Genomic DNA, 21,656 nt, shown 5'->3' with positions numbered 1-21,656 from the left:
CGCCGGCGGGTCGACGGGCGGTGACGGCGGCCCGGGCGGAAACGCCGTTTTGGTCGGCAACGGGGGCAATGGCGGCAATGCCGGGTTAGGCGCGGGGGCCGCGGGCACGCCCGGCGCGGGCGGCACCGGAGGCCTGCTGTTCGGCGCGAACGGCCTGCCCTAGCCGTAGCTCATCGCCCTGGCGAGCGTGCGTGTTGGTACGGCGACACGCCGCAAAGCGTGGCATTCTGCGCACCTTCAGGCGGCTTTCGCTCGCCGCAACTGCGCTTCCAGCCGGTGAACAAGTTCGCGGGACCGGTACCTGACGTCCTCGGCGACGATCGGCACTATCGCCCAACCCAGCTCCTGAAGTGCGGCCGAGCGTCGCCGATCCCGCGCGAACGCCTCCGGACCGCTGTGCCAATCAACGCCGTCATACTCGGCCGCAACCTGGCATCGCGGCCCCGCGAAGTCGAGGCGCCACAGCCGCCCCTGCAGGTCCACCACCTCGTATTGCAAGGCGGGCGGCGGCAACCCGCCGTCGATCATGACCAGCCGTGTCTCGCTCTCCATCGGCGACTCCGCCAACGGCGAAGCCAACTCGAGTAACTCNGGCGGCGGCGAACGCGCGTTGGTGAACCGTCGCACCGCCGGCGTCGACGCCGATCACCGGGTGGATGCCGGGCAGCACCTGCGTCACGTTGCCCATGTCCGTGCTGCCCATCGGCAGCGCCTTCTCGACTTCGGCCGCCACCGGCTCGCGCCCGAGTCGGCGCATCTCGTCCCGGAACACGTCGGCCAGCCAGGGGTCGGGGTTGAGCTCGGCGTACGGCGGTGCGGGGCTGTCGATCTCGTACTCGCAGCCGGCGGCCAGCGCGCCCGCGGCGAAGCACGCGTACATCCTGCCCTCCAGCTGTCGCAGCGATTCGGACTCGAGCGCCCGCATCGCGTACTGCAGCGTGGTGTGCCCGGGGATGACGTTGACCGCCTGCCCGCCGTTGGTGACGATGCCGTGCACCAGTTGCCCCGGCGCCAACTGCTGGCGCAGCAGCCCGACGGCCACCTGCGCGACGGTCAGGGCGTCGGCGGCGTTGAGCCCGAGGAACGGCGCGACGGCCGCGTGCGATTCCTTGCCCCGGTAGTCCACCGTCACTTCCGACAACGCCAGCNCGCCCGGCGACCATGGCCAGCGGCGCGCCCGCGCGGCGGTGTACCACCAGGCCGCGAGTCGGTCGCCGCTGTCGCCCGCCGGGATTGAGCACGTGCGGGTCCGTGTCCTGTTCGGTGTCGAAGCCGTATGCGGCCGCCGCAGTGCTTAAGCAGACCGCGACCGTCGTGCCGGTCGCCAAATCCAAGCCACGCAGTCGCAGCGTGTCGGTGATTTCACCGCGGCCATAGACGCCGTGCCAAACTTTTTGCAGCACACCGCATTTCAGATCCGCTTCCAGCCCGCGGCGGCTCAAGAACGTCAACGCCTGCGCGGTTGACACCACTCCACCCTGCAGGTCCAGCATTCGACTGAGCTCGGCATTGATGCCCGCCATCGTTGAGGCGCGACGAAAACCCCACAATTCACTGCGCCGAGCGTGCACAGAATGCCGGCCGCAACGGCGTGTCGTTGTACTGGGGGCACCTCCCGCTTGCGGGGGAACACGCACGCTCGCGGCGGAAGGATGGCGGAAGGCTTAGAAGAGGGCCGCCTGCTCGACGATGTTGACCATCACGCGCAGCCCGATCGCCAGGGCGCGCTCGTCGAGGTCGAAGTTGGGCTGGTGCAAATCGAGCTGCGGGCCCTCGCCGGACCACACGCCCAACCGGGCCATCGCGCCGGGGATCTCCTCCAGATACCAGGAGAAGTCCTCACCGCCGCCGGATTGCCGGGTGTCGGCCAGCGCGTCGGGGCCGACGGCTTCGATGGCGTGGGTGAGGATGCGCGTCGAGACGTCCTCGTTGACCACCGGAGGCACCCCGCGCCGGTATTGCAGCGTGTGTTCGATCGCCAGCGGGGACAGCAGCGCGGACACGGTCTCGCGGATGATGTCCTGCATGGCGACCCAGGTCTGGCGGCTCGCGGTGCGCACGGTGCCGGCCAACACGCCCGTCTGCGGGATCGCGTTGGGGGCCACCCCGGCATTGACGGCGCCCCACACCAACACCGTCCCGTTGCGCGGGTCGATGCGGCGCGACAGCACCCCCGGCAGCCCGGTGATCAGCGTGCCGAGGCCGTAGACCAGGTCGGCGGTCAGGTGCGGCCGCGAGGTGTGCCCGCCCGGCGAATACAGCGTGATCTCCAGCTGGTCGGCCGCCGAGGTGATCGGGCCCTGCCGCACCGCAATCTTGCCGGCCTCCAGCCGGGGATCGCAGTGCAGGGCGAAGATCCGCGACACCCCGGACAGCGCCCCGGCCGCGATCGCGTCGATCGCCCCGCCCGGCATCAGCTCCTCGGCGGCCTGGAAGATCAGCCGTACCCCGACCGGCAGCTCCGGCACCGACGCCAGCGCGAGCGCCGTGCCCAGCAGGATGGCGGTGTGCGCGTCGTGCCCGCAGGCGTGCGCGACGTTGGGCATCGTCGAGGTGTACGGCGCGCCGGTCCGCTCGGCCATGGGCAGCGCGTCCATGTCGGCCCGCAGCGCGATCCTCGGCTCCCGCTCGGGCCCCAGGTCGCAGACCAGCCCGGTCCCGCCGGGCAGCACCTTCGGGTTCAGCCCCGCGTCGGCCAGCCGCTCGGCGACGAACTGAGTGGTCGCGTACTCCTGGCGGCCCAACTCCGGATAGCGGTGGATGTGGCGGCGCCACGAGACCAGGTCGTCGTGGTGTGCGGCCAACCACGACTCGGCGCTGTCGACGAGGCTCATGCCCGGGCCCCGCTTCCCCTGCGCTCGTGCGCGGCCAGTACCCGGTCTCGTTCGCCGGGGGTCTGGGCGAGGTGAACGATGGTGCGCGCCAACATGATCGCGCCGTCGACGACCGCGCGGTCGGCGCTGGGACCCGCGGCGGCGGCGGCGAACGCGCGTTGGTGAACCGTCGCACCGCCGGCGTCGACGCCGATCACCGGGTGGATGCCGGGCAGCACCTGCGTCACGTTGCCCATGTCCGTGCTGCCCATCGGCAGCGCCTTCTCGACTTCGGCCGCCACCGGCTCGCGCCCGAGTCGGCGCATCTCGTCCCGGAACACGTCGGCCAGCCAGGGGTCGGGGTTGAGCTCGGCGTACGGCGGTGCGGGGCTGTCGATCTCGTACTCGCAGCCGGCGGCCAGCGCGCCCGCGGCGAAGCACGCGTACATCCTGCCCTCCAGCTGTCGCAGCGATTCGGACTCGAGCGCCCGCATCGCGTACTGCAGCGTGGTGTGCCCGGGGATGACGTTGACCGCCTGCCCGCCGTTGGTGACGATGCCGTGCACCAGTTGCCCCGGCGCCAACTGCTGGCGCAGCAGCCCGACGGCCACCTGCGCGACGGTCAGGGCGTCGGCGGCGTTGAGCCCGAGGAACGGCGCGACGGCCGCGTGCGATTCCTTGCCCCGGTAGTCCACCGTCACTTCCGACAACGCCAGCGAGCGCGCCGCGGCGATGTCGGTCGGACCGGGATGCACCATCACCGCCACCGCGACATCGTCGAACGTCCCGGCCTCGAGCAGCAGCGCCTTGCCGCCGCCGGCCTCCTCGGCGGGAGTGCCCAGCAGCGCGACCCGCAGCCCCAGGTCGTCGGCCACCTCGGCCAGCGCCAGCGCGGCCCCCACCGCCGACGCGGCGATGATGTTGTGGCCGCAGGCGTGCCCGATCTCGGGCAGCGCGTCGTACTCCGCGCACACCCCCACGACCAGCGGCCCGCTGCCGAAGTCGGCGCGGAACGCGGTGTCCAGGCCGCCCGGGCGCGCGGTGATCTCGAAACCGCGCTCGGCGACCAGCGCCTGCGCCTTGGCGCAGCTGCGGTGCTCGGCGAACGCGAGCTCGGGCTCGGCATGGATGGCGTGCGACAACGCGACGAGGTCGGCGCCACGTCGCCGCACGACATCCTCAACGCGGCCTAACGGGTGGTCTAACGGGCGAGCGGGCACTCTCGCAGTATCCCACCGCCCCGATTCGGTCCCGTCACCCGAAGTCCTTCCGATACCCTGCGCGCAATCACCAAACCGATTACTATGGCGTACGCCACATTGTGGACTAAAAGTATGAAACTCTGCTATCTATATGACATCTGTTTTTGACAGTCTCGGCCGAAGGATTCGTGATGAGCTTTTTGGTGCTGCCCCCGGAGATCAACTCGCTGCGGATGTTCGTCGGCGCGGGGTCGGCACCGATGCTAGAGGCCGCGGCGGCCTGGGACGGCCTGGCCTCCGAGCTCGCGTCGGCGGCGTCGTCGTTCGCGTCGGTGACCTCCGGGCTCACGCAGCAGGCCTGGCAGGGCCCGGCGTCGGCGTCGATGATGGCGGCAGCCACCCCCTACGCGGGTTTCCTGAACGCGGCCGCGGCCCACGCCCAGAACGCGTCCGCGCAGGCCCAGTCCGTCGCGGCGGTGTTCGAGTCCACGTTGGCCGCGACGGTGCACCCGGCGGTCGTCGCGGCCAACCGCACCGACCTGGTGTCGCTGGTGGTGTCGAACCTGTTCGGCCAGAACGCACCGGCGATCGCGGCCACCGAGGCCGAGTACGAACAGATGTGGGCCCAGGACGTCGCGGCGATGGTCGACTATCACGCCGGCGCATCGGCGGCGGCCGCCCAGCTGCCGTTGGCGCTGCAGCCCTTGGACAGCATCTTCGGCTTCCTGGACAACATCCCGGGATACAACTTCCTCGGCGTCGGCAACGCCAAGCTGCTCACCCTGGGCATCGGGAACCAGCTCGCCTGGAACCTGGGCAGCGGCAACAACGGCCAGATCAACCTGCTGGGCAGCGGCAACATCGGCGACGTCAACTTGGGCAGCGGGAACTTCGGCTTCTGGAACCTGGGCAGCGGCAACATCGGCAGCCTCAACTTCGGCAGCGGCAACAACGGCAGCTGGAACCTGGGCAGCGGCAACATCGGCGGCTACAACCTGGGCTTCGGCAACACCGGCAGCAACAACTTCGGCTTCGGCAACTTCGGCTCCGGGAATTTCGGTTTCGGGAACAGCGGGTCCGGAAACATCGGCATCGGGCTCACCGGTGACCATCAGATCGGGTTCGGCGGGCTGAACTCGGGCAGCGGCAACATCGGCTTCGGCAACTCGGGCACCGGCAACGTCGGCTTCTTCAACTCGGGCACCGGCAACATCGGCTTCGGCAACTCGGGTCAGTTCAACTCGGGCATCGCCAACTCCGGAGCGTTCGCCACCGGGCTGTTCAACTCCGGATCGACCGACTCGGGGATCTTCAACTCCGGCGACTACAACACCGGTGGCTTCAACGGGGGCAACTACAACACCGGTTTCTTCAACTCGGGCAGCGTCAACACCGGGGTCTTCAACTCCGGCGACCTCAACACCGGGCTGGGCAACCTGTTCACCGGGTCCGGCGCCAGTTCGGGTTTCGGGAACCTGGGCGTCGACAGCTCGGGCTTCAACAACTCCGGCGACAACGCCTCCGGGATAGGAAACACCGGCGACTACGTTTCGGGCCTGTTCAACTCGGGCATGGCCGAGATCAGCGGCATCATGAACAACGCGCCGACGGGCTTCACCTCGGGCATCGCCAATCTGCGGAACATCCTGGCGGGTTAGACCAGCCCGGCGATGAACTCCGCCGCCTGGCCGGGGTAGGGCGGCGACTCATAGTCGTGGTGTGCGTCGCGGTCGCGGCCGCCGACGACGCACACGGGATCACCGGGGCTGCACAAGTCGATGGCGCGACCGGCGAACGCACCGGTTGTCGACAGGGGCGTATCGAAGCGGTTGCCGGGATTGCCGAACACCGCGACCGCCCGCACCTTGTCGGCCAGAGCGGGATCCAGCGCGGGAGCCGATCCGAAGTTGCCGATGCGCTGCCCGACGGGCGGCACCCCCGCCAGCATCGACACCGCGGCGGCGCCCTGCGAGAAGCCACCGAGCACCAGCCGCGTCGCCGGGCACTGGTCGACCATCGCGGCGATGTGATCGCGCGCGTCGTTGGCGCCGTCCGCGGTGGTCAAAAAGTTGTAGCTGGCCGGATAGTTCACCGGATAGGCATCCACGCTGCGCGCGCCGAGGGCGGGCCGCAGCGCCGCGAACAGCGCATCGCCGACTGCCCCCAGGCCGGGCGGCTCGGCGGTGCNATCGAAGCCGCGATGGCCGCCGCTCCCCCGCCCGACCAGATCGCCAGGCGCCCAGTTCAACCCGCCGACACCGACCTGGTCGAGCGTTATCTCGAGCGCGCAGCCCGGGTGCGGCGCGGCACCGGTTCGGTGCGGGTGGCGCTGACGCCGCTGCACGGGGTCGGCGGTGCCGTGGCCGTGGAAGCCCTGCGGCGCGCGGGATTTCACCAGGTGCACACCGTCGGCGCGCAGTTCGCGCCCGACCCCGACTTCCCGACCGTCGCGTTCCCCAACCCCGAGGAGCCCGGCGCCAGCGACGCGCTGCTCACCCTGGCCGCCGAGACGACGGCCGACGTCGCGATCGCGCTGGACCCCGACGCCGACCGCTGCGCGGTCGGCATCCCTGTGGAAAAATCCGGGACCTCCGGCTGGCGGATGCTGTCCGGCGACGAAACCGGTTGGCTGCTGGGCGATTACATCCTGTCCCGCGAACCCGACGCCGACACCACGGTGGTGGCCAGCACCGTGGTGTCATCGCGGATGCTGGCGGCGATCGCCGCGCACTACGGCGCGACGCACGTCGAGACCCTCACCGGCTTCAAGTGGCTGGCACGCGCCGACGCGAACGCGCCGGGCAAAACGCTGGTCTACGCCTACGAGGAGGCGATCGGCCACTGCGTCGACCCGGATGCGGNGCGCGCGACCTGGGCGGTGGCACGCGTGCTCACCGAGGGGGGCCTGGCGGGCTCGCAGGTGATCGTCGGCCGCGACGCCCGGCACGGCTCGGCGCTGTTCGCCACGGTGACGGCCGAAGTTCTTGCCGCCCAGGGCTTTTCGGTGCTACTGCTGCCCGGCCCGGTGCCCACCCCGGTGGTCGCGTTCGCGGTGCGCCACACCGGTGCCGCCGCCGGGGTGCAGATCACGGCGTCGCACAACCCGCCGACCGACAACGGCTACAAGGTGTACTTCGAGGGCGGCGCCCAGATCGTCTCCCCCATCGATCGCCGGATCGAAGCCGCGATGGCCGCCGCTCCCCCGCCCGACCAGATCGCCAGGCGNCGTTGAGCCCGTCATCGACGGCCACCGTGAAGAGGCGGGCGCCGGGTGCCGCTTTCTCCAGCGCCGCAACGCCTTCCGGCGCTGCCACCACGCACAACACGGCGATGTCCGACGCGCCGCGGCGGTGCAGCAGGCCGATCGTGTGCGTCAGGGACCCGCCGGTGGCCAGCATCGGATCGAGCACCAGCACCGGCAGTCCGCTCAGGTCGTCGGGCAGCGACTCCAGGTACCCGCTCGGCAGGTGGGTTTCCTCGTCGCGGGCCACGCCGACGAACCCGACCCGGGCCTCGGGCAGCAGCGCAAGCGCCTGGTCGACCATGCCCAGCCCGGCGCGCAGCACGGGCACCAACAGCGGCGGGTTGGCCAGTCGCACCCCCAGCGTCTCGGCCAGTGGCGTGCGGATCGGGAAGGTCTCGCGGCCGGCGTCCCGGGTGGCCTCGTACACCAGCATCGCGGTCAGGTCGCGCAAGCCCGCGCGGAAGTGGGCGCTGTCGGTGCGTTCGTCGCGCAAGGCCGTCAGCCGGGACAGGGCCAGCGGGTGATCGACGACGCGCACCTCCACGAGATGTGACCCTATATAACGATTGCGACGAGCAACGCGGACACGCTCGCGCCGACGCCGGCCGCCGGCCGACTCCGCTCATATACTCCCGTGGTGCTGAGCACAATCAAGAGCCTGGCCGGCGCGGCCGCGCTGGCGGCCCTGGTGTTCATCCCGTCGGTCCCCCGGGTCAGCCTCGCGGCGGCCGCGCTGCCGCAGCCGTCGCACGTGGTGATCGTCATCGAAGAGAACCGCGCGGCGGCCCACATCATCGGCAGCAAGTCGGCTCCATTCATCAACGCGCTGGCCGCCGGCGGAGCCAACATGGCCCAGTCGTTCGCCGAAACGCATCCGAGCGAGCCGAACTACCTGGCGCTGTTTGCCGGCAGCACGCTCGGGGTGACCAACGACTCGTGCCCGGTCAACGGCGGCGCCGCTCCCAATCTGGCCTCCGAATTGCTGTCCGCCGGCTACACATTCGCCGGTTACGCCGAGGGCCTGCCCGCGGTCGGCTCGCCGGTGTGCAGCGCCGGCAAGTACGCGCGCAAGCACGTGCCGTGGGCCAACTTCACCAACGTGCCGGCGACCTACTCGCTGCCGTTCTCGGCCTTCCCGATGGGCAATTACGCCGCGCTGCCGACCGTGTCGTTCGTCATCCCCAACAACGACGACAACATGCACGACGGCTCGATCGCGCAGGGCGACGCCTGGCTGAGCCGTGAGCTGTCGGGCTACGCCAACTGGGCGGTGGCCAACAACAGCCTGCTCATCGTGACGTGGGACGAGGACGACGGCGGGCCGCACAACCAGATCCCGACGATCATTTACGGCGGGCACGTGCAGCCCGGCACCTACAACGAGCAGATCAACCACTACAGCGTGCTTTCCACGCTGGAGCAGATGTACGGGCTGCCCAAGATCGGCTACGCCGCCGGCGCCGCGCCGATCGCGACCATCTGGGCCGCGTAGCCCGCTGGCCCGCGTAGCCCGCTGGCCCGCTGCTGACCCGCGCGTCGCTATTGTGTGCCGCATGGCTGCTGACCTCGTGCCCATCCGCCTGAGCCTGTCCGAAGGCGACCGCTACACCGTGTGGGCGCCCCGCTGGCGCGACGCCGGCGACGAGTGGGAGGCATTCCTCGGCAAGGACGAGGACCTGTACGCGTTCGAGAACGTCGCCGACCTGGTCGCCTTCGTGCGCACCAACACCGACAACGATCTGGTGGACCACCCGGCGTGGCGGGAGCTGACCTCGGCGCACGCGCACAGCTTCGAACCCGCCGAAGGCAGGCAGTTCGATCTGGTCGCCGTCGAGGAGCTGGTGTCGGAGAAGCCCACCGAGGAATCGGTGACGGCGCTGGCCGGCACGCTGGCGATCGTGTCATCCATCGGATCGGTGTGCGAGCTGCCGGCGGTGGCGAAGTTCTTCAACGGCAACCCCACGCTGGGCACGGTGGCCGGCGGAATCGACACCTTCACCGGGAAGGCGGGTCAGAAGCGCTGGAACGCGATCGCCGAGGTCATCGCGCGCAGCTGGGACGACGTGCTCGGCGCGATCGACGAGATCGTCAGCGCTCCCGAGGTCGACGCCGAGTATGCGGCCAAGGCCGCCGAGGAACTGGCCGAGGAGCCCGAGGAACCCGAGGACGAATCCGAGGAGCAAGTGGGCGAAGACGACGCCGAGAGTGCCGACGAATCCGACGACGAGGACGAGGACGAGGACGAGGAAGCTGAAGAGACCGCGGACTCCGAGGACGAAGAGGAGGACCGCGCGGGCGGCGACACCGTCGTGCTGGGCGGCGCCGAGGACTTCTGGGTCCAGGTGGGCATCGACCCGATTCGCATCATCACGAGTTCCGGCACCTTCTACACGCTGCGCTGCTACCTGGACGACCGCCCGATCTTCCTGGGCCGCAACGGCCGCATCAGCGTGTTCACCTCCGAGCGCGCGCTGGCGCGCTACCTCGCCGACGAGCACGACCACGACTTGTCGGACCTGAGCACCTACGACGACATCCGCACCGCCGCGACCGACGGCTCGCTGTCGGTCGACATCACCGACGACAACATCTACGTGCTGAGCGGGCTGGCCGACGACCTCGGCGACGGGCCGGACGCGGTGGATCGCGATCAGCTCGATTTGGCCGTCGAGCTGCTCCGCGACATCGGTGACTACTCCGAGGATCCCGCGGTGGACAAGGCGCTCGACACCGGCCGGCCGCTGGGCAGGCTGGTGGCCGCCGTGCTGGAGCCGGAGTCGGTCACCAAGCCCGGCCCGCCCTACGCCGCGGCGGCGCGCGAGTGGGAGAAGCTGGAGCAATTCGTCGAGGGGCGGCTCAGGCGGGAATAGCCGGCGAATCGGCGCGCGAGCCGCCCCGTTTGACGGGCCCCCAAGACTGCTCTTTACTGGCGCAGGTGTCACTTCCCGGCATCGGCCCGCTGCCCCTGTACGGGCTGCAGCGTCCGGCCATGCTGCTGTTTGCCTTGGTCCCGCTGGCGCTGCTCGCCGTCTACGTCCTGGCGCAGGCCCGGCGCCGGCGGCGCCTGCGCCGGTTCACCGAGTCCGAGGTTCCGCAATCGTGGTGGCGGCACCTGCCGATCGCGGTTTCGCTGCTCTCGCTGCTGCTGTTGACCGTCGCCCTGGCCACGCCGACCCACGACATGCGCATCCCGCGCAACCGCGCCTGCGTCGTGCTCGTCATCGACATGTCGAACTCCATGCGCGCCACCGACGTCGAGCCCAACCGGCTCAAAGCGGCCGAGCAGGCGGCCAGCCAGTTCGCCAGCCAGCTGACGCCGGGCATCAATCTCGGGCTGGTCGGGTTTGCCGGGACGCCCTACCTGCTGGTGCCCCCGACCCCGCAGCACCAGGCGACCCTCGACGCGCTGAAGAAGCTCGAGTTCGGCGACGGGACGGCCACCGGCGAGGCGATCTTCACCGCGCTGCATGCGGTCGGGGCCGCGGCCATCACCGGCGGGGACACCCCGCCGCCGGCCCGCATCGTGCTGCTGTCCGACGGCGGCGAAAACAAGCCCACCGATCCCGGCGACCCCCACGACGGCGCCTACACCGCCGCGCGGCTGGCCAAGGACCAGGGCGTGCCCATCTCGACGATCTCGTTCGGCACCAAGGGCGGCGAGATCGAGATGAACGGCCAGCGCGTCGCCGTTCCCGTCTCGACCGACCAGATGCGCACCATCGCGCGGCTGTCGGGCGGGCAGTCCTACACCGCGACCAACATCGCCGAGCTCAACAAGAGCTACGACGCGATCGAGAACGACATCGGGTTTCGCACGGTTGCCGGCCCCGGCAGCTCCGGGTGGCTGCGCCTGGGCGTCGTCGCCGCGCTGATCGCCACGGCGCTGGCCCTGTTGATCAACCGGCGATTGCCGATCTGATCGACTGCCGGACTTAGGAAGGCAACCGGCTGTTGAGGGCCAGACCAGCCAGGATGGCGCCGGCCAGGACCACCGCCCCGAGCAGCATCCACGCGAGGCTGGCGTCGCCCTTCACCGTCTCGTAGCCGATCTGGCGCTGCAGCGTCGAATACACCTGCTCCAGCGATTCCAGACTGTCGGCGTGGAACGCCTGGCCGTCGGTGATCTTGGTGATCTCCTGCAGCGTCTGGTCGTCGACGGGGACCGGGATGGTGGCGCCCTCGTAGTCGACGGTGCCGTAGGGCGTGCCGAAGGAGATCGTCGAGATCTGCACCTCCTCGGCCTTGGCCGCGCGCGCCGCGGTGAACGCGCCCTGCGGGGCGTTGGGGTCCAGCGGCACGTTCTCGGCGCCGTCGGATTCCAGCACGATGCGCGCCGGGGGCGGCCCGTCGCCGCCGCCCAGCACCGAGCCGACGGTCGCGATCGCCTGCAGCGCGGTGAAGATGCCCTCCCCCGTCGCGGTTTTCGGCGCCGGCTTGAGGCCGTCGATCGCCGCCTTGACGGCCTGGCGGTTCGTCGTCGGCGACACCAGCAGGGACGCGTTGGCCGCGAACTCCACCAGGCCCAGGTTGATGGCCGGGGTCAGCTCGTCGGCGAATTTCTTGCCCGCCTCCTGCGCGGCGGCCAGCCGGGTCGGGGCGACGTCGGTGGACGCCATCGATTCCGACACGTCGATGACCAACACCACGACGGCGCGGTTGAGCGGAATCCGGATGTCGGACGTCGGCCCGGCCATCGCGGTGGTCAGCAGCGCCAGCGCCGCGGCCAGCAGGATCGTCGGCACGTGCCGCCACCGGCCGGAGCGCAGCGGCGCGACCCGCTCCAGCACCTCCATGTTGGCGAACCGCAGCACCCGGCGGCGCCGGGCGAATTGCACCGCCACGTAGATCCCAATCACCAGCAGGACGACCAGCAGGACCAGGAAGAACCAGGCGTTCTGGAAGCCCGTCAGGGACACCGGCCCCAGCAGCGGCAGCTTCATGTCCAGCCACAATATGCGGCGCACGCCGACCCTGCACGGGGTCCCTTGACGCGGCGGGGCGCCGGTGGGACAACTGGCGGTGTGACCCGCATCGTCGACTCGGACCAGCACCTCTACGAGAGCCGTTCGCTGTGGGCCGACCACATCGACCCCGCGGCGCGCGACGACGCGCTGGGCCTGGTCGACGACGACCTCGGCTACGCCTGGCTGAGCTGGCGCGGCGCCCGCCTCGCCCTGGCCGACGTCCACCTGCCCGGCGACACCGCGTCCTGCGGGGAGCACCGCAAGCGGCAACGCGCGGGCGCGCCCGCCTCCTACCGGTACGACGAGGCGTTGCCGGCCGCCTACTGGGAGCCGGCGTCGCGCCTGGACTGGCTCGACGGCGCCGGCCTCGACGAGGCGGTCCTGTTCCCCAACTTCGGCCTGCTCTGGGAGCGCCGCCTGTCGCCGTCGCTGCCGGCGATGACCGCGAACATGACGGCGTGGAACCGATGGTGCGCGGTGGTGCGGGCCGAGGGCGGCGGGCGGCTGCACCCGGTCGGACACCTGACGTTGCGCGACCCGGAGTGGCTCGAGGCCGAGCTCGACGCGCTGGCGGGCGCCGGGGTCACGCTGGCCATGATCGGCGCCGGGCCGGTGGACGGCCGGGCGCTGTCGCACCCCGGGCACGACCGGATCTGGGCCGCCTTCGCCGACCACGCCGTCACGCCCGTGTTCCACGTCGCCGATCAGGTCCGGGTCTTCGACGATTGCTGGTATTCCGACGATCCGGGCGACGATCTGGTGCCCGCCACCGAAGCGGTGTTCCTGTGGGTGCCGCCCGCGCTGGCGCTGTCCGACCTGATCCTGCACGGCGTCTTCGACCGGCATTCGCGGCTGCGCTTCGGCGTGGTCGAGCTCAGCTCCGCCTGGGTGCCGCAGTTTCTGCTGATGCTGGACGGCGCGGCGGCCTTCACCACCCAGCTCAACGGCAAGCCGGTGACCCCGCTGGCCCGGCGACCGAGCGAGTACTTCCTCGACCACGTGCGGGTGTCGTCCTTCTCCTACGAGAACCCCAAGCAGCTGGCCGCCCTGAGCGGCGACGTGTTCATGTTCTGCAGCGACTACCCCCACTCCGAGGGGACCGCGACCCCGCTGGACGACTACCGGCGGATGGGCTGCGCGGAGAACGACATGCCCGGGCTTTTTCACGGCAACGTCGACGCGCTGCTCAACCCGGCGTGCTAACCCGACGGCTGCAGCGGCTAGGGTCGCCGCGGCGCCTTCGCACCGTCAATCGACGATCCGCCGAACGATGCCGGCGACACCGTTGAGGAACCGGCGACCCGTCGACTCGCGGGCGGGATCGCGTGCGTGCGACCGGCCGGTGGACGGCGCGCCGGATCCCGGTTGCAGTTGCGCCGCAACGGTTTCGAGGAACTGGTCGACCTCGTCTTCGTTATAGCCGCGCTTGCCGATGGGCGGCTTGGCGAAGGCCACGTGGCGAACCTGGTCCGCGGTGAGGGCACGGCCGGCCGGATCTCGCAACGCCGCCTCGACGACGTCAAGAAACGCGTCGACCTCGTCTTCGTTATAGCCACGCATGCCGATAGCCGGCTTGGAGAAGGCCACGTTGTGGACCTGCTCGGCTGTGAGGCGGCCCCGCTCCATCAGCTCATGGTCTCACCGGGGAAGCCCGGACGACTGAGATGGTTCGGCGGCACAAGGGGTTACAAGCCCGTCGGTTCGGGGAACCCGCAATCAGACGGCGCCCACTCGGGGAGCCGCTACGACAGGAGCTGCAATGATCGGATCAATCATCCTGGCGATCATCGTGGGCGCGATCATCGGTGTGGTGGCGCGCCTCGTGATGCCGGGCAAGCAAAGCGTCGGCATGATCATGACGGTGGTGCTCGGCGCGGTGGGTGGCCTGATCGGCTCGGCGGTGGCCGGCCAGTTCGGCTACCACAACGCCAACGGCGGAATCGCCTGGATTCCGTTCTTCATCGGGGTCGCCGCCGCCGTCGTCCTCATCGCCATCTACGAGGCCGTGACGGGCCGCCGCAGCCACACCGGGATGCCCCGGTAGGCCGCTTCGCTCCGTTTCGACGAGTCAGTTGTGGAAGGCTGGCGGTCGACGACTAACCGATCAGCACCGCATACCGCGGCTTGATCACCTCGTCGATGATCGCCAGCCGTTCGTCGAACGGGATGAAGGCCGACTTCATCGCGTTGATGGTGAACCGCTCGAGGTCGCTCCACCCGTAGCCGAAAGCCTCGACCAGCCTGTGCATTTCGAGGCTCATGCTGGTGTCGCTCATCAGGCGGTTGTCGGTGTTGACGGTGACCCGGAAGCGGGCCCGGGCCAGCAGGTCGAACGGGTGCTCGGCGATGCTGTTGACCGCGCCGGTCTGCACGTTCGAACTCGGGCACAGCTCCAGCGGAATTCGCTTGTCCCGCAGGATCGATGCCTGCTGGCCCAGCCGGACGTCCCCGCCCCCGAGGACCTCGATGTCGTCGACGATGCGCACCCCGTGGCCCAAGCGGTCGGCCCCGCAGAACGCGATCGCCTCGTGAATGGACGGCAGCCCGAACGCCTCGCCGGCGTGAATGGTGAAGCGCGCGTTGTGGTCTCGCATGTACTCGAAGGCGTCCAGGTGACGCGTCGGCGGATTGCCCGCCTCCGCCCCGGCGATGTCGAATCCGACCACTCCCTTGTCGCGGAACCGGATCGCCAGCTCGGCGATTTCGCGGGACACCGCGGCGTGCCGCATCGCGGTGACCAACAGCCGCACCTTGATCGGACGCCCCGCGGCGGCGCAAGCCTTCTCGCCGGCGGCGAATCCCTCCAGCACCGCGTCGACGATCTCGTCGAAGGACAGCCCGCGATCGATGTGCAGCTCCGGGGCGAAGCGGACCTCGGCATAGACCACGGCGTCGGCGGCCAGGTCCTCGACGCACTCGTAGGCGACGCGGTACAGCGCGTCGGGCGTCTGCATCACCGCCACGGTGTGCGAGAAGGGCTCCAGGTAGCGCTCCAGCGAGCCGCTGTGCGAGCGGGTGCGGAACCACGTGGCCAGCTCGTCGACGTCGGTGGCGGGCAGGCCGCCGTAGCCGGTCTGGCCGGCGATGTCGATCACGGTCGACGGCCGCAGCCCGCCGTCGAGGTGGTCGTGCAGCAGGGCCTTGGGCGCCTTCTTGATCTGCTCCAGATCCAGTTTCNTCGGCGACCCGGCCGTGGGTGTACGCGTGGACGACCCAGTCGATGGCCGCATCCGACAACCGGCCGCCGTCGCGCTTGGTCCGGATCACCGTCGGCGCGTCGAATGCCGCGTCGAATCCGACGCCGGTCACGGGCGTTCCCGGGGCAGGTCGGCGGTGAAGGCGTCGGGCAGCAGCTCGCCGAGGCGGCGGGGCCGCACCGGATGGTCGATCAGCAGCTCGGGGCCGCCGTGCTCCAGCAGCACCTGGCGGCACCGCCCGCACGGCATCAGCGGGCCGCCCCGGGCGTCGACGCACGCGAGCGCGACCAGCCGGCCCCCACCGGTGGAATGCAGGGCGCACACCACGCCGCACTCGGCGCAGAGACCAAGACCATATGAGACGTTCTCCACATTGCACCCGGTGACCACGCGGCCGTCGTCGACCAGCGCGGCCGCCCCGACCGCGAATCGCGAGTAGGGCGCGTAGGCTCCCGTTGCGGCCTGGATTGCCTTGTCGCGCAGCGCATTCCAATCGATATCGGGCATGCTCACCTCGCCTCAAATCGCGCTGTCGATGACCGGCTCGAGACAGTCACCCTAACTCTGACACGACAGTTCGCCTCCGGCCCGCTCGGCACGACCCTGCAGCTGGCAGGGTTAGGCTGAATTGCCCGGCTTGACTGTCGTTTCAACGTTAAGGGCGGTGAGGACTTGGTGAGTGCTGCCACCGCGCGCAAGCGGCGAGCACCCCGGACCCTGTATCGGGGCGACCCCGGCATGTGGTCGTGGGTGCTGCATCGCATCAGCGGCGCGACGGTCTTCTTCTTCCTGTTCGTCCACGTCCTGGACGCCGCCATGCTGCGGGTCAGCCCGCAGACCTACAACGCGGTGATCCACGACTACCAGACGCCGGTCGTCGGCCTGATGGAGTACGGCCTGATCGCCGCGGTGCTCTTTCACGGCCTGAACGGGATCCGGGTCATCCTGATCGACTTCTGGTCGCAGGGCCCCCGCCACCAGCGGCTGATGCTCTGGATCGTCGGCATCGTCTTTTTGCTGCTCATGGTCCCCGCCGGCGTGGTGACCGCCATCCACATCCTGGGGCACTTCCGATGAGCAGCCCCGACCTACAGCTCGGGCGCGGCCAGGCGGCGCCGGTCAAGCAGCGCTTCTACGACCGCCCCGCCAGCCTGGACAATCCCCGCTCGCCGCGCCGGCGCGCCGGCATCCCCAACTTCGAGAAATTCGCGTGGCTGTTCATGCGGTTCTCCGGGATCGCGCTGGTGTTCCTGGCGATCGGGCACCTGTTCATCATGCTGATGTGGGACGACGGCGTGTACCGCATCGATTTCAACTACGTGGCGCAGCGCTGGCATTCGCCGTTCTGGCAGATCTGGGACATGGCGCTGCTGTGGCTGGCCGAGCTGCACGGCGGCAACGGGCTGCGCACCATCATCGACGACTACAGCCGCAAGAACTCCACCCGGTTCTGGCTCAACAGCCTGCTGCTGTTGTCGATCGGGTTCACGTTGGTGCTGGGCACCTACGTGCTGGTGACCTTCGACCCGAACATCGGAGGCTGATGCGGTGATCTCCCAACACCGATACGACGTGGTGATCGTCGGCGCCGGCGGCGCCGGGATGCGCGCCGCGGTCGAGGCCGGGCCCCGGGTGCGGACCGCGGTGCTGACCAAGCTCTACCCCACCCGCAGCCACACCGGCGCCGCCCAGGGCGGCATGTGCGCGGCGCTGGCCAACGTCGAGGACGACAACTGGGAATGGCACACGTTCGACACCGTCAAGGGCGGCGACTACCTCGCCGACCAGGACGCCGTCGAGATCATGTGCAAGGAAGCCATCGACGCGGTGCTCGACCTGGAGAAGATGGGGATGCCGTTCAACCGCACCCCCGAGGGCCGCATCGACCAGCGCCGCTTCGGCGGTCACACCCGCGACCACGGCAAGGCACCGGTGCGCCGGGCCTGCTACGCCGCGGACCGCACCGGTCACATGATCCTGCAGACGCTGTACCAGAACTGCGTCCGCCACGACGTGCAGTTCTTCAACGAGTTCTACGCGCTGGACCTGGTGCTCACGCAGACCCCGAGCGGGCCGGTGGCCACCGGCGTGGTCGCCTACGAGCTGGCCACGGGCGAGATCCACGTCTTCCACGCCAAGGCCGTCGTGATCGCCACCGGCGGCTCGGGCCGGATGTACAAGACGACCTCCAACGCGCACACCCTGACCGGCGACGGCATCGGCATCGTCTTCCGCAAGGGACTTCCGTTGGAGGACATGGAGTTTCACCAGTTTCACCCGACGGGCCTGGCCGGCCTGGGCATCCTGATCTCCGAGGCGGTGCGCGGCGAGGGTGGCCGGCTGCTCAACGCCGAGGGCGAGCGGTTCATGGAGCGCTACGCCCCGACGATCGTCGATTTGGCGCCGCGCGACATCGTCGCCCGCTCGATGGTGCTCGAGGTGCTGGGCGGCCGCGGCGCCGGCCCCAACAAGGACTACGTCTACATCGACGTCCGTCACCTCGGCGAGGACGTGCTCGAGGCCAAGCTGCCCGACATCACCGAGTTCGCCCGCACCTATCTGGGCGTGGACCCGGTGCACGAGCTGGTCCCGGTCTACCCCACGTGTCACTACGTGATGGGCGGCATCCCGACCACCGTCACAGGACAGGTGTTGCGGGACAACACCTCCACCGTCCCCGGCCTGTACGCCGCTGGCGAGTGCGCGTGCGTATCGGTGCACGGCGCCAACCGGCTGGGCACCAATTCGTTGCTGGACATCAACGTCTTCGGCCGCCGGGCCGGCATCGCCGCGGCGGGCTACGCCCGGGGTCACGACTTCGTCGACATGCCGCCGAACCCGGCGGCGATGGTCGTCGGCTGGGTGGGCGACATCCTCTCCGAGCACGGCAACGAGCGCGTCGCCGACATCCGTGGCGCGCTGCAGCAGTCGATGGACAACAACGCCGCGGTGTTCCGCACCGAGGAGACCCTCAAGCAGGCGCTCACCGACATCCACGCGCTCAAGGAGCGCTATTCCCGAATCACCGTGCACGACAAGGGGAAACGCTTCAACAGCGACCTGCTGGAGGCCATCGAGCTGGGCTTCCTGCTGGAGCTGGCCGAGGTCACCGTGGTCGGCGCGCTGAACCGCAAGGAGTCCCGCGGCGGCCATGCCCGCGAGGACTACCCGAACCGCGACGACGTCAACTACATGCGCCACACCATGGCCTACAAGGAAATTGGGGCCGATAAGCAGGGCACCGATCTGCTGAGCGACATCGCGCTGGACTTCAAGCCCGTCGTGCAGACCCGCTATGAACCCAAGGAACGGAAGTACTGATGGCCGAAGGCGACGCACCGCAAAAACCCCCGCTGCCGCCGATCCCCGAGGGCGCGGTGATGGTGACCGTGAAAATCGCCCGGTTCGACCCCGACCAACCCGAGGCGTTCGCGAAAACCGGTGGCTGGCAGAGCTTTCGGGTGCCATGCCTGCCCAGCGACCGGATGCTCAACCTGCTGATCTACATCAAGAGCTACCTGGACGGGACGCTGACGTTCCGGCGGTCCTGCGCCCACGGGGTGTGCGGCTCGGACGCCATGCGCATCAACGGCGTCAACCGGCTGGCCTGCAAGGTGCTGATGCGCGACCTGCTGCCCACGCCGAAGAAGGGGAAGCCGGCCAAGACATTGACCATCACGGTCGAACCGATCCGCGGGCTGCCGGTGGAGAAGGACCTGGTGGTCGACATGGAGCCGTTCTTCGACGCCTACCGGGCGGTGAAGCCGTACCTGATCACCACCGGCAATCCCCCGACGCGGGAACGCATCCAGAGCCCGACCGACCGCGCCCGCTACGACGACACCACGAAGTGCATCCTGTGCGCGTGCTGCACCACCAGCTGCCCGATCTTCTGGCACGAGGGCAGCTACTATGGGCCGGCGGCGATCGTCAACGCGCACCGCTTCATCTTCGACAGCCGCGACGAGGCCGCCGCCGAGCGCCTCGACATCCTCAACGAGGTCGACGGGGTGTGGCGCTGCCGGACCACGTTCAACTGCACCGAATCCTGCCCGCGCGGCATCGAGGTCACCAAGGCGATCCAGGAGGTCAAGCGCGCGATCATGTTCTCGCGCTGATCATTGGCGCGGGTCAGCAAAGCTCGTGATGATGACTTTGGTTGCCCCCCAACCGTTTGGCCTGGTACATCGCGGCATCGGACGCGCTGATCAGCTCGCCCAGCAGTGCCTGGGGTTCCGGTGCGGTGTCGTCGAGACGCGCGCAGGCGGTGCCGATGCTGGCGGTGACCCCCGCGGCCGAGTCCGCGATGGCCCGGCACATTCGCGCGGCCAACGACTCGGCGTTGCAGCCCGACGAGGTGCCGGCCAAGAGGAATTCCTCACCGCCGCTTCGCGACACCACCGCCTGGTTGTCGGCCGCGGCCAGCAGCGCCTGGGCGACCTGGACCAGCGCGTGGTCCCCCGCGGCGTGGCCACACCGGTCGTTGAGGGCCTTGAAGTTGTCCAGATCGATCAGCATCACGACCAGGTGGGAATCGATGCCGCGTCGGGCCAGGATCATGCCCAGCGCCTCGTGCTGGAACGCGCGACGGTTGAGCAGGCCCGTCAACGGGTCGCGGTCGGCGCGCAGCAGGTCCCCCGACAAGGCGCGCACCAGGATTCGGATGGCCAGCGGCAGGGCGATGTTGACCTCGATCACCAGCCACAGATCCACCCCCGCGAGGCTGGGGTGGCCCGACCTCGCCAGCGACAAGGCCTCCCAGGAGCCGACGGCGGCGGCCAGCGCGAAGTTGTACAGCACGAATCCCGTGGTGTGGAAGAACGCCAGGTAGGCGCCGAACGTCGCGAAGGCGATACACCCGATCAGTGCGGCCAGCGGGTTCGGGTGCGCCAGGCACGCCAGCGCGACGGCGGTGTTGCACGTCATCGCAAAAACCAGCGACTGCGTGCGCGTCGGCCAGCGCCATATCCACAGCAACATTCCCGCCACCCCACCGGCGAGGGCCACCCACGTCATCGCCACCGGCACCGGTCCCCGGGGACCGTCCGAACCGGCCAGCAGCGCGACGAGGCACAACACCATCGACGCGGAGATCAATGCCATCGCGGCCCGGGTGGCGCCGCTGATACCGCGCGAAGCAAGGTAGCCGGAGAGCCAGTCGTACTGATCGGCCCCCCGGCTAAACAGCGCGGTCATCGTCGACTCTCAATCGCTCCCACCCGTCCAGCGGCTAGCCGCACATCCTACGGCGCCACCGCGGGAGCCCGTCACACTTTCGCACCCCATTCCGTCTGACCGATATGACACAGAAAACCCGCATCGAGCCCCTATCCCCCAAGCGCGCCGGGCTGCTGACCCGGGCCATGTATCGGGTCGCCAGGCGACGCTACGGCCAGGTTCCCGAGCCGTTCGCCGTGTCCGCGCACCATCGCAAACTGATGATCGCCGGCGCCGTGCACGAAACGATGGTCGACCGGGCGTCCAAGACGCTCCCGGTCGGCGTGCGCGAGCTCGCGGTGCTGTGGACCGCGCGCGCGATCGGCTGCTCGTGGTGTGTCGACTTCGGGTCGATGCTGCAGCGCCTGGACGGCCTGGACGTGGAGCGGCTCAAGGACATCGACAACTACGCAACCTCACCCCTCTTCAGCGGCGACGAACGCGCCGCCATCGCCTACGCCGACGCGATGACCGCCGACCCGCACACCGTCAACGACGAGCAGGTCGCCGACCTGCGCGCCCGCTTCGGCGACGCCGGCGTGTTCGAGCTGACCTATCAGATCGGGCTGGAAAACATGCGGGCGCGGGTGAACTCCGCGCTGGGCATCACCGAGCAGGGCTTCAACTCCGGTGACGCCTGCCGCATCCCGTGGGCGAGGGCATAACCGCGCCGGTCCGCCGAGGCCGCCGGCGACTTGCGGGTTCGGCATGGCTTCAGGGACGGCCCAAGGGAGAGCCGGTGAACTTATCCGGGTTGGCGACATCCCATAGGGCGCAGACCTTTCCGTCGCGCACCGTCATCGCGAGGATCCGCGGCCGCATCTCCCAGTGTCCGTCGTCGCCGGGGCTGCCCGCCGTGTAGGCGCCCAGTTCGCCGTTGACCAGCGCCAGTTGGTTGGCGGTGAAGAACGCCGGCCCGTAGCGGCGGGCCAGGCCGAACATGAAGCGAGCCACCTTGTCCGCCCCGTGAATGACGTGGACGGCGGTGGGCGCCTTGCCATTTGAATCGCCGGTGAAGA

Annotated in this window: 17 protein-coding genes and 8 pseudogenes; 12 read left to right on the top strand and 13 right to left on the bottom strand. The window is 69.6% G+C overall.

From position 1 onward, the window contains the following. Positions 1–592: 592 nt before the first annotated feature. The 3 genes and pseudogenes from BN4348_RS31665 to BN4348_RS31650 form a co-directional block, all read right to left on the bottom strand. Positions 593–1,150: pseudogene (locus BN4348_RS31665) on the bottom strand (peptidase dimerization domain-containing protein); the annotation flags it as partial. Positions 1,151–1,664: 514 nt separating this feature from the next. After that, positions 1,665–2,834, bottom strand: coding sequence for a M20 family metallopeptidase (locus tag BN4348_RS31655; protein WP_066908002.1), 1,170 nt, complete (start codon positions 2,832–2,834; stop codon positions 1,665–1,667). Further along, entirely contained in the window at positions 2,831–4,033 is a 1,203-nt protein-coding gene (locus BN4348_RS31650) for an amidohydrolase (RefSeq protein ID WP_066907999.1), read from the bottom strand. The genes BN4348_RS31655 and BN4348_RS31650 overlap by 4 nt, the downstream gene beginning before the upstream one ends. A gap of 173 nt (positions 4,034–4,206) precedes the next feature. Between BN4348_RS31650 and BN4348_RS31645 the strand changes: the two genes are divergently transcribed. Further along, positions 4,207–5,673 carry a PPE family protein gene (locus BN4348_RS31645; RefSeq protein ID WP_066907996.1) on the top strand — a complete coding sequence of 489 codons (1,467 nt, stop codon included), beginning with the start codon at positions 4,207–4,209 and terminating at the stop codon, positions 5,671–5,673. On the opposite strand, the gene BN4348_RS31640 is transcribed toward BN4348_RS31645, so the two are convergent. After that, positions 5,670–6,242, bottom strand: a complete 573-nt coding sequence (locus tag BN4348_RS31640; protein WP_066908011.1) for a cutinase family protein — start codon at positions 6,240–6,242, stop codon at positions 5,670–5,672. The two genes, BN4348_RS31645 and BN4348_RS31640, sit on opposite strands and share 4 nt — an antisense overlap. On the opposite strand from BN4348_RS31640, the pseudogene BN4348_RS60305 reads away from it, so the two are divergent. Then, positions 6,204–7,247 (top strand): annotated as a pseudogene (locus BN4348_RS60305) (phospho-sugar mutase); the annotation flags it as partial. The gene BN4348_RS31640 and the pseudogene BN4348_RS60305 overlap by 39 nt on opposite strands. On the opposite strand, the pseudogene upp reads toward BN4348_RS60305, so the two are convergent. Then, positions 7,153–7,803, bottom strand: a pseudogene (gene upp, locus BN4348_RS31630) (uracil phosphoribosyltransferase); the annotation flags it as partial. The pseudogenes BN4348_RS60305 and upp sit on opposite strands and share 95 nt — an antisense overlap. A 93-nt stretch (positions 7,804–7,896) precedes the next feature. Here upp and BN4348_RS31625 point away from each other — a divergent pair. The 3 genes from BN4348_RS31625 to BN4348_RS31615 all read left to right on the top strand — a co-directional run bounded on the left by BN4348_RS31625 (position 7,897) and on the right by BN4348_RS31615 (position 11,178). After that, the gene (locus tag BN4348_RS31625) at positions 7,897–8,751 is read left to right on the top strand and encodes an alkaline phosphatase family protein (RefSeq protein WP_372513918.1); all 855 of its coding nucleotides are present in this window, start codon (positions 7,897–7,899) and stop codon (positions 8,749–8,751) included. 61 nt (positions 8,752–8,812) lie between these two features. Continuing rightward, the gene (satS, locus tag BN4348_RS31620; RefSeq protein ID WP_066907990.1) at positions 8,813–10,129 is read left to right on the top strand and encodes a protein export chaperone SatS; all 1,317 of its coding nucleotides are present in this window, start codon (positions 8,813–8,815) and stop codon (positions 10,127–10,129) included. Between the two features lie 65 nt (positions 10,130–10,194). Then, positions 10,195–11,178: a VWA domain-containing protein gene (locus BN4348_RS31615; RefSeq protein ID WP_066907988.1), complete on the top strand. Its 984-nt coding sequence runs from the start codon at positions 10,195–10,197 to the stop codon at positions 11,176–11,178. A gap of 13 nt (positions 11,179–11,191) precedes the next feature. On the opposite strand, the gene BN4348_RS31610 is transcribed toward BN4348_RS31615, so the two are convergent. Continuing rightward, on the bottom strand, positions 11,192–12,199 hold the full coding sequence (locus BN4348_RS31610) for a VWA domain-containing protein (RefSeq protein WP_066907985.1): 1,008 nt from the start codon (positions 12,197–12,199) through the stop codon (positions 11,192–11,194). 81 nt (positions 12,200–12,280) lie between these two features. Here BN4348_RS31610 and BN4348_RS31605 point away from each other — a divergent pair, with 81 nt between their 5' ends. Further along, positions 12,281–13,426 (top strand): amidohydrolase family protein, encoded by a 1,146-nt coding sequence (locus BN4348_RS31605; RefSeq protein WP_066907982.1) that lies wholly within the window; start codon positions 12,281–12,283, stop codon positions 13,424–13,426. A 45-nt stretch (positions 13,427–13,471) separates the two neighbouring features. Here the strand turns inward: BN4348_RS31605 and BN4348_RS62335 are convergent. Beyond that, positions 13,472–13,690 (bottom strand): annotated as a pseudogene (locus BN4348_RS62335) (DivIVA domain-containing protein); the annotation flags it as partial. Between the two features lie 33 nt (positions 13,691–13,723). Further along, positions 13,724–13,849: pseudogene (locus BN4348_RS60985) on the bottom strand (DivIVA domain-containing protein); the annotation flags it as partial. Between the two features lie 133 nt (positions 13,850–13,982). Here BN4348_RS60985 and BN4348_RS31595 point away from each other — a divergent pair. Beyond that, the gene (locus BN4348_RS31595) at positions 13,983–14,267 is read left to right on the top strand and encodes a GlsB/YeaQ/YmgE family stress response membrane protein (RefSeq protein WP_066907979.1); all 285 of its coding nucleotides are present in this window, start codon (positions 13,983–13,985) and stop codon (positions 14,265–14,267) included. Between the two features lie 52 nt (positions 14,268–14,319). On the opposite strand, the gene BN4348_RS31590 is transcribed toward BN4348_RS31595, so the two are convergent. From BN4348_RS31590 to BN4348_RS31580, 3 genes and pseudogenes are all read right to left on the bottom strand, one after another. Beyond that, complete coding sequence (locus BN4348_RS31590; protein ID WP_066907976.1) at positions 14,320–15,453, bottom strand: adenosine deaminase; 1,134 nt, start codon at positions 15,451–15,453, stop codon at positions 14,320–14,322. Further along, positions 15,398–15,532: pseudogene (locus BN4348_RS60300) on the bottom strand (thymidine phosphorylase); the annotation flags it as partial. The pseudogene BN4348_RS60300 and the gene BN4348_RS31590, both read right to left, overlap by 56 nt. Next, complete coding sequence (locus tag BN4348_RS31580; protein WP_066908005.1) at positions 15,529–15,927, bottom strand: cytidine deaminase; 399 nt, start codon at positions 15,925–15,927, stop codon at positions 15,529–15,531. The pseudogene BN4348_RS60300 and the gene BN4348_RS31580, both read right to left, overlap by 4 nt. Positions 15,928–16,158: 231 nt before the next feature. On the opposite strand from BN4348_RS31580, the gene sdhC reads away from it, so the two are divergent. The 4 genes from sdhC to BN4348_RS31560 are packed head-to-tail and all read left to right on the top strand — an operon-like array spanning position 16,159 to position 19,538. Beyond that, positions 16,159–16,497: a succinate dehydrogenase, cytochrome b556 subunit gene (gene sdhC, locus BN4348_RS31575; RefSeq protein WP_066907973.1), complete on the top strand. Its 339-nt coding sequence runs from the start codon at positions 16,159–16,161 to the stop codon at positions 16,495–16,497. Further along, positions 16,494–16,964 (top strand): succinate dehydrogenase hydrophobic membrane anchor subunit, encoded by a 471-nt coding sequence (locus tag BN4348_RS31570; RefSeq protein ID WP_066907970.1) that lies wholly within the window; start codon positions 16,494–16,496, stop codon positions 16,962–16,964. The genes sdhC and BN4348_RS31570 overlap by 4 nt, the downstream gene beginning before the upstream one ends. A 4-nt stretch (positions 16,965–16,968) precedes the next feature. Next, on the top strand, positions 16,969–18,741 hold the full coding sequence (sdhA, locus tag BN4348_RS31565; RefSeq protein WP_066907967.1) for a succinate dehydrogenase flavoprotein subunit: 1,773 nt from the start codon (positions 16,969–16,971) through the stop codon (positions 18,739–18,741). Further along, positions 18,741–19,538 carry a succinate dehydrogenase iron-sulfur subunit gene (locus BN4348_RS31560; protein WP_066907964.1) on the top strand — a complete coding sequence of 266 codons (798 nt, stop codon included), beginning with the start codon at positions 18,741–18,743 and terminating at the stop codon, positions 19,536–19,538. The genes sdhA and BN4348_RS31560 overlap by 1 nt, the downstream gene beginning before the upstream one ends. A 13-nt stretch (positions 19,539–19,551) precedes the next feature. On the opposite strand, the gene BN4348_RS31555 is transcribed toward BN4348_RS31560, so the two are convergent. Then, positions 19,552–20,616, bottom strand: coding sequence for a GGDEF domain-containing protein (locus BN4348_RS31555; RefSeq protein WP_066907961.1), 1,065 nt, complete (start codon positions 20,614–20,616; stop codon positions 19,552–19,554). 71 nt (positions 20,617–20,687) lie between these two features. On the opposite strand from BN4348_RS31555, the pseudogene BN4348_RS31550 reads away from it, so the two are divergent. Continuing rightward, positions 20,688–21,302, top strand: a pseudogene (locus BN4348_RS31550) (carboxymuconolactone decarboxylase family protein); the annotation flags it as partial. Between the two features lie 49 nt (positions 21,303–21,351). Here the strand turns inward: BN4348_RS31550 and BN4348_RS31545 are convergent. Continuing rightward, a pseudogene (locus tag BN4348_RS31545) lies at positions 21,352–21,656 on the bottom strand (RNA polymerase sigma factor SigJ); the annotation flags it as partial.

The organism is Mycobacterium interjectum, assembly GCF_900078675.2.
GTDB lineage: Bacteria > Actinomycetota > Actinomycetes > Mycobacteriales > Mycobacteriaceae > Mycobacterium > Mycobacterium interjectum.
Note: the sequence above shows the minus strand (reverse complement) of the source record. Positions and strands in the feature narration are given on the sequence as shown.

Excerpts from the sequence above, each read along its gene's own strand:
- BN4348_RS31655 (WP_066908002.1), bottom strand. The coding sequence starts at position 2,834 with ATGAGCCTCGTCGACAGCGCCGAGTCGTGGTTGGCCGCACACCACGAC.
- BN4348_RS31645 (WP_066907996.1), top strand. The coding sequence starts at position 4,207 with ATGAGCTTTTTGGTGCTGCCCCCGGAGATCAACTCGCTGCGGATGTTC.
- satS (WP_066907990.1), top strand. The coding sequence starts at position 8,813 with ATGGCTGCTGACCTCGTGCCCATCCGCCTGAGCCTGTCCGAAGGCGAC.
- BN4348_RS31610 (WP_066907985.1), bottom strand. The coding sequence starts at position 12,199 with ATGAAGCTGCCGCTGCTGGGGCCGGTGTCCCTGACGGGCTTCCAGAAC.
- BN4348_RS31595 (WP_066907979.1), top strand. The coding sequence starts at position 13,983 with ATGATCGGATCAATCATCCTGGCGATCATCGTGGGCGCGATCATCGGT.
- BN4348_RS31580 (WP_066908005.1), bottom strand. The coding sequence starts at position 15,927 with ATGCCCGATATCGATTGGAATGCGCTGCGCGACAAGGCAATCCAGGCC.
- sdhC (WP_066907973.1), top strand. The coding sequence starts at position 16,159 with ATGTGGTCGTGGGTGCTGCATCGCATCAGCGGCGCGACGGTCTTCTTC.
- BN4348_RS31570 (WP_066907970.1), top strand. The coding sequence starts at position 16,494 with ATGAGCAGCCCCGACCTACAGCTCGGGCGCGGCCAGGCGGCGCCGGTC.
- BN4348_RS31560 (WP_066907964.1), top strand. The coding sequence starts at position 18,741 with ATGGCCGAAGGCGACGCACCGCAAAAACCCCCGCTGCCGCCGATCCCC.
- BN4348_RS31555 (WP_066907961.1), bottom strand. The coding sequence starts at position 20,616 with ATGACCGCGCTGTTTAGCCGGGGGGCCGATCAGTACGACTGGCTCTCC.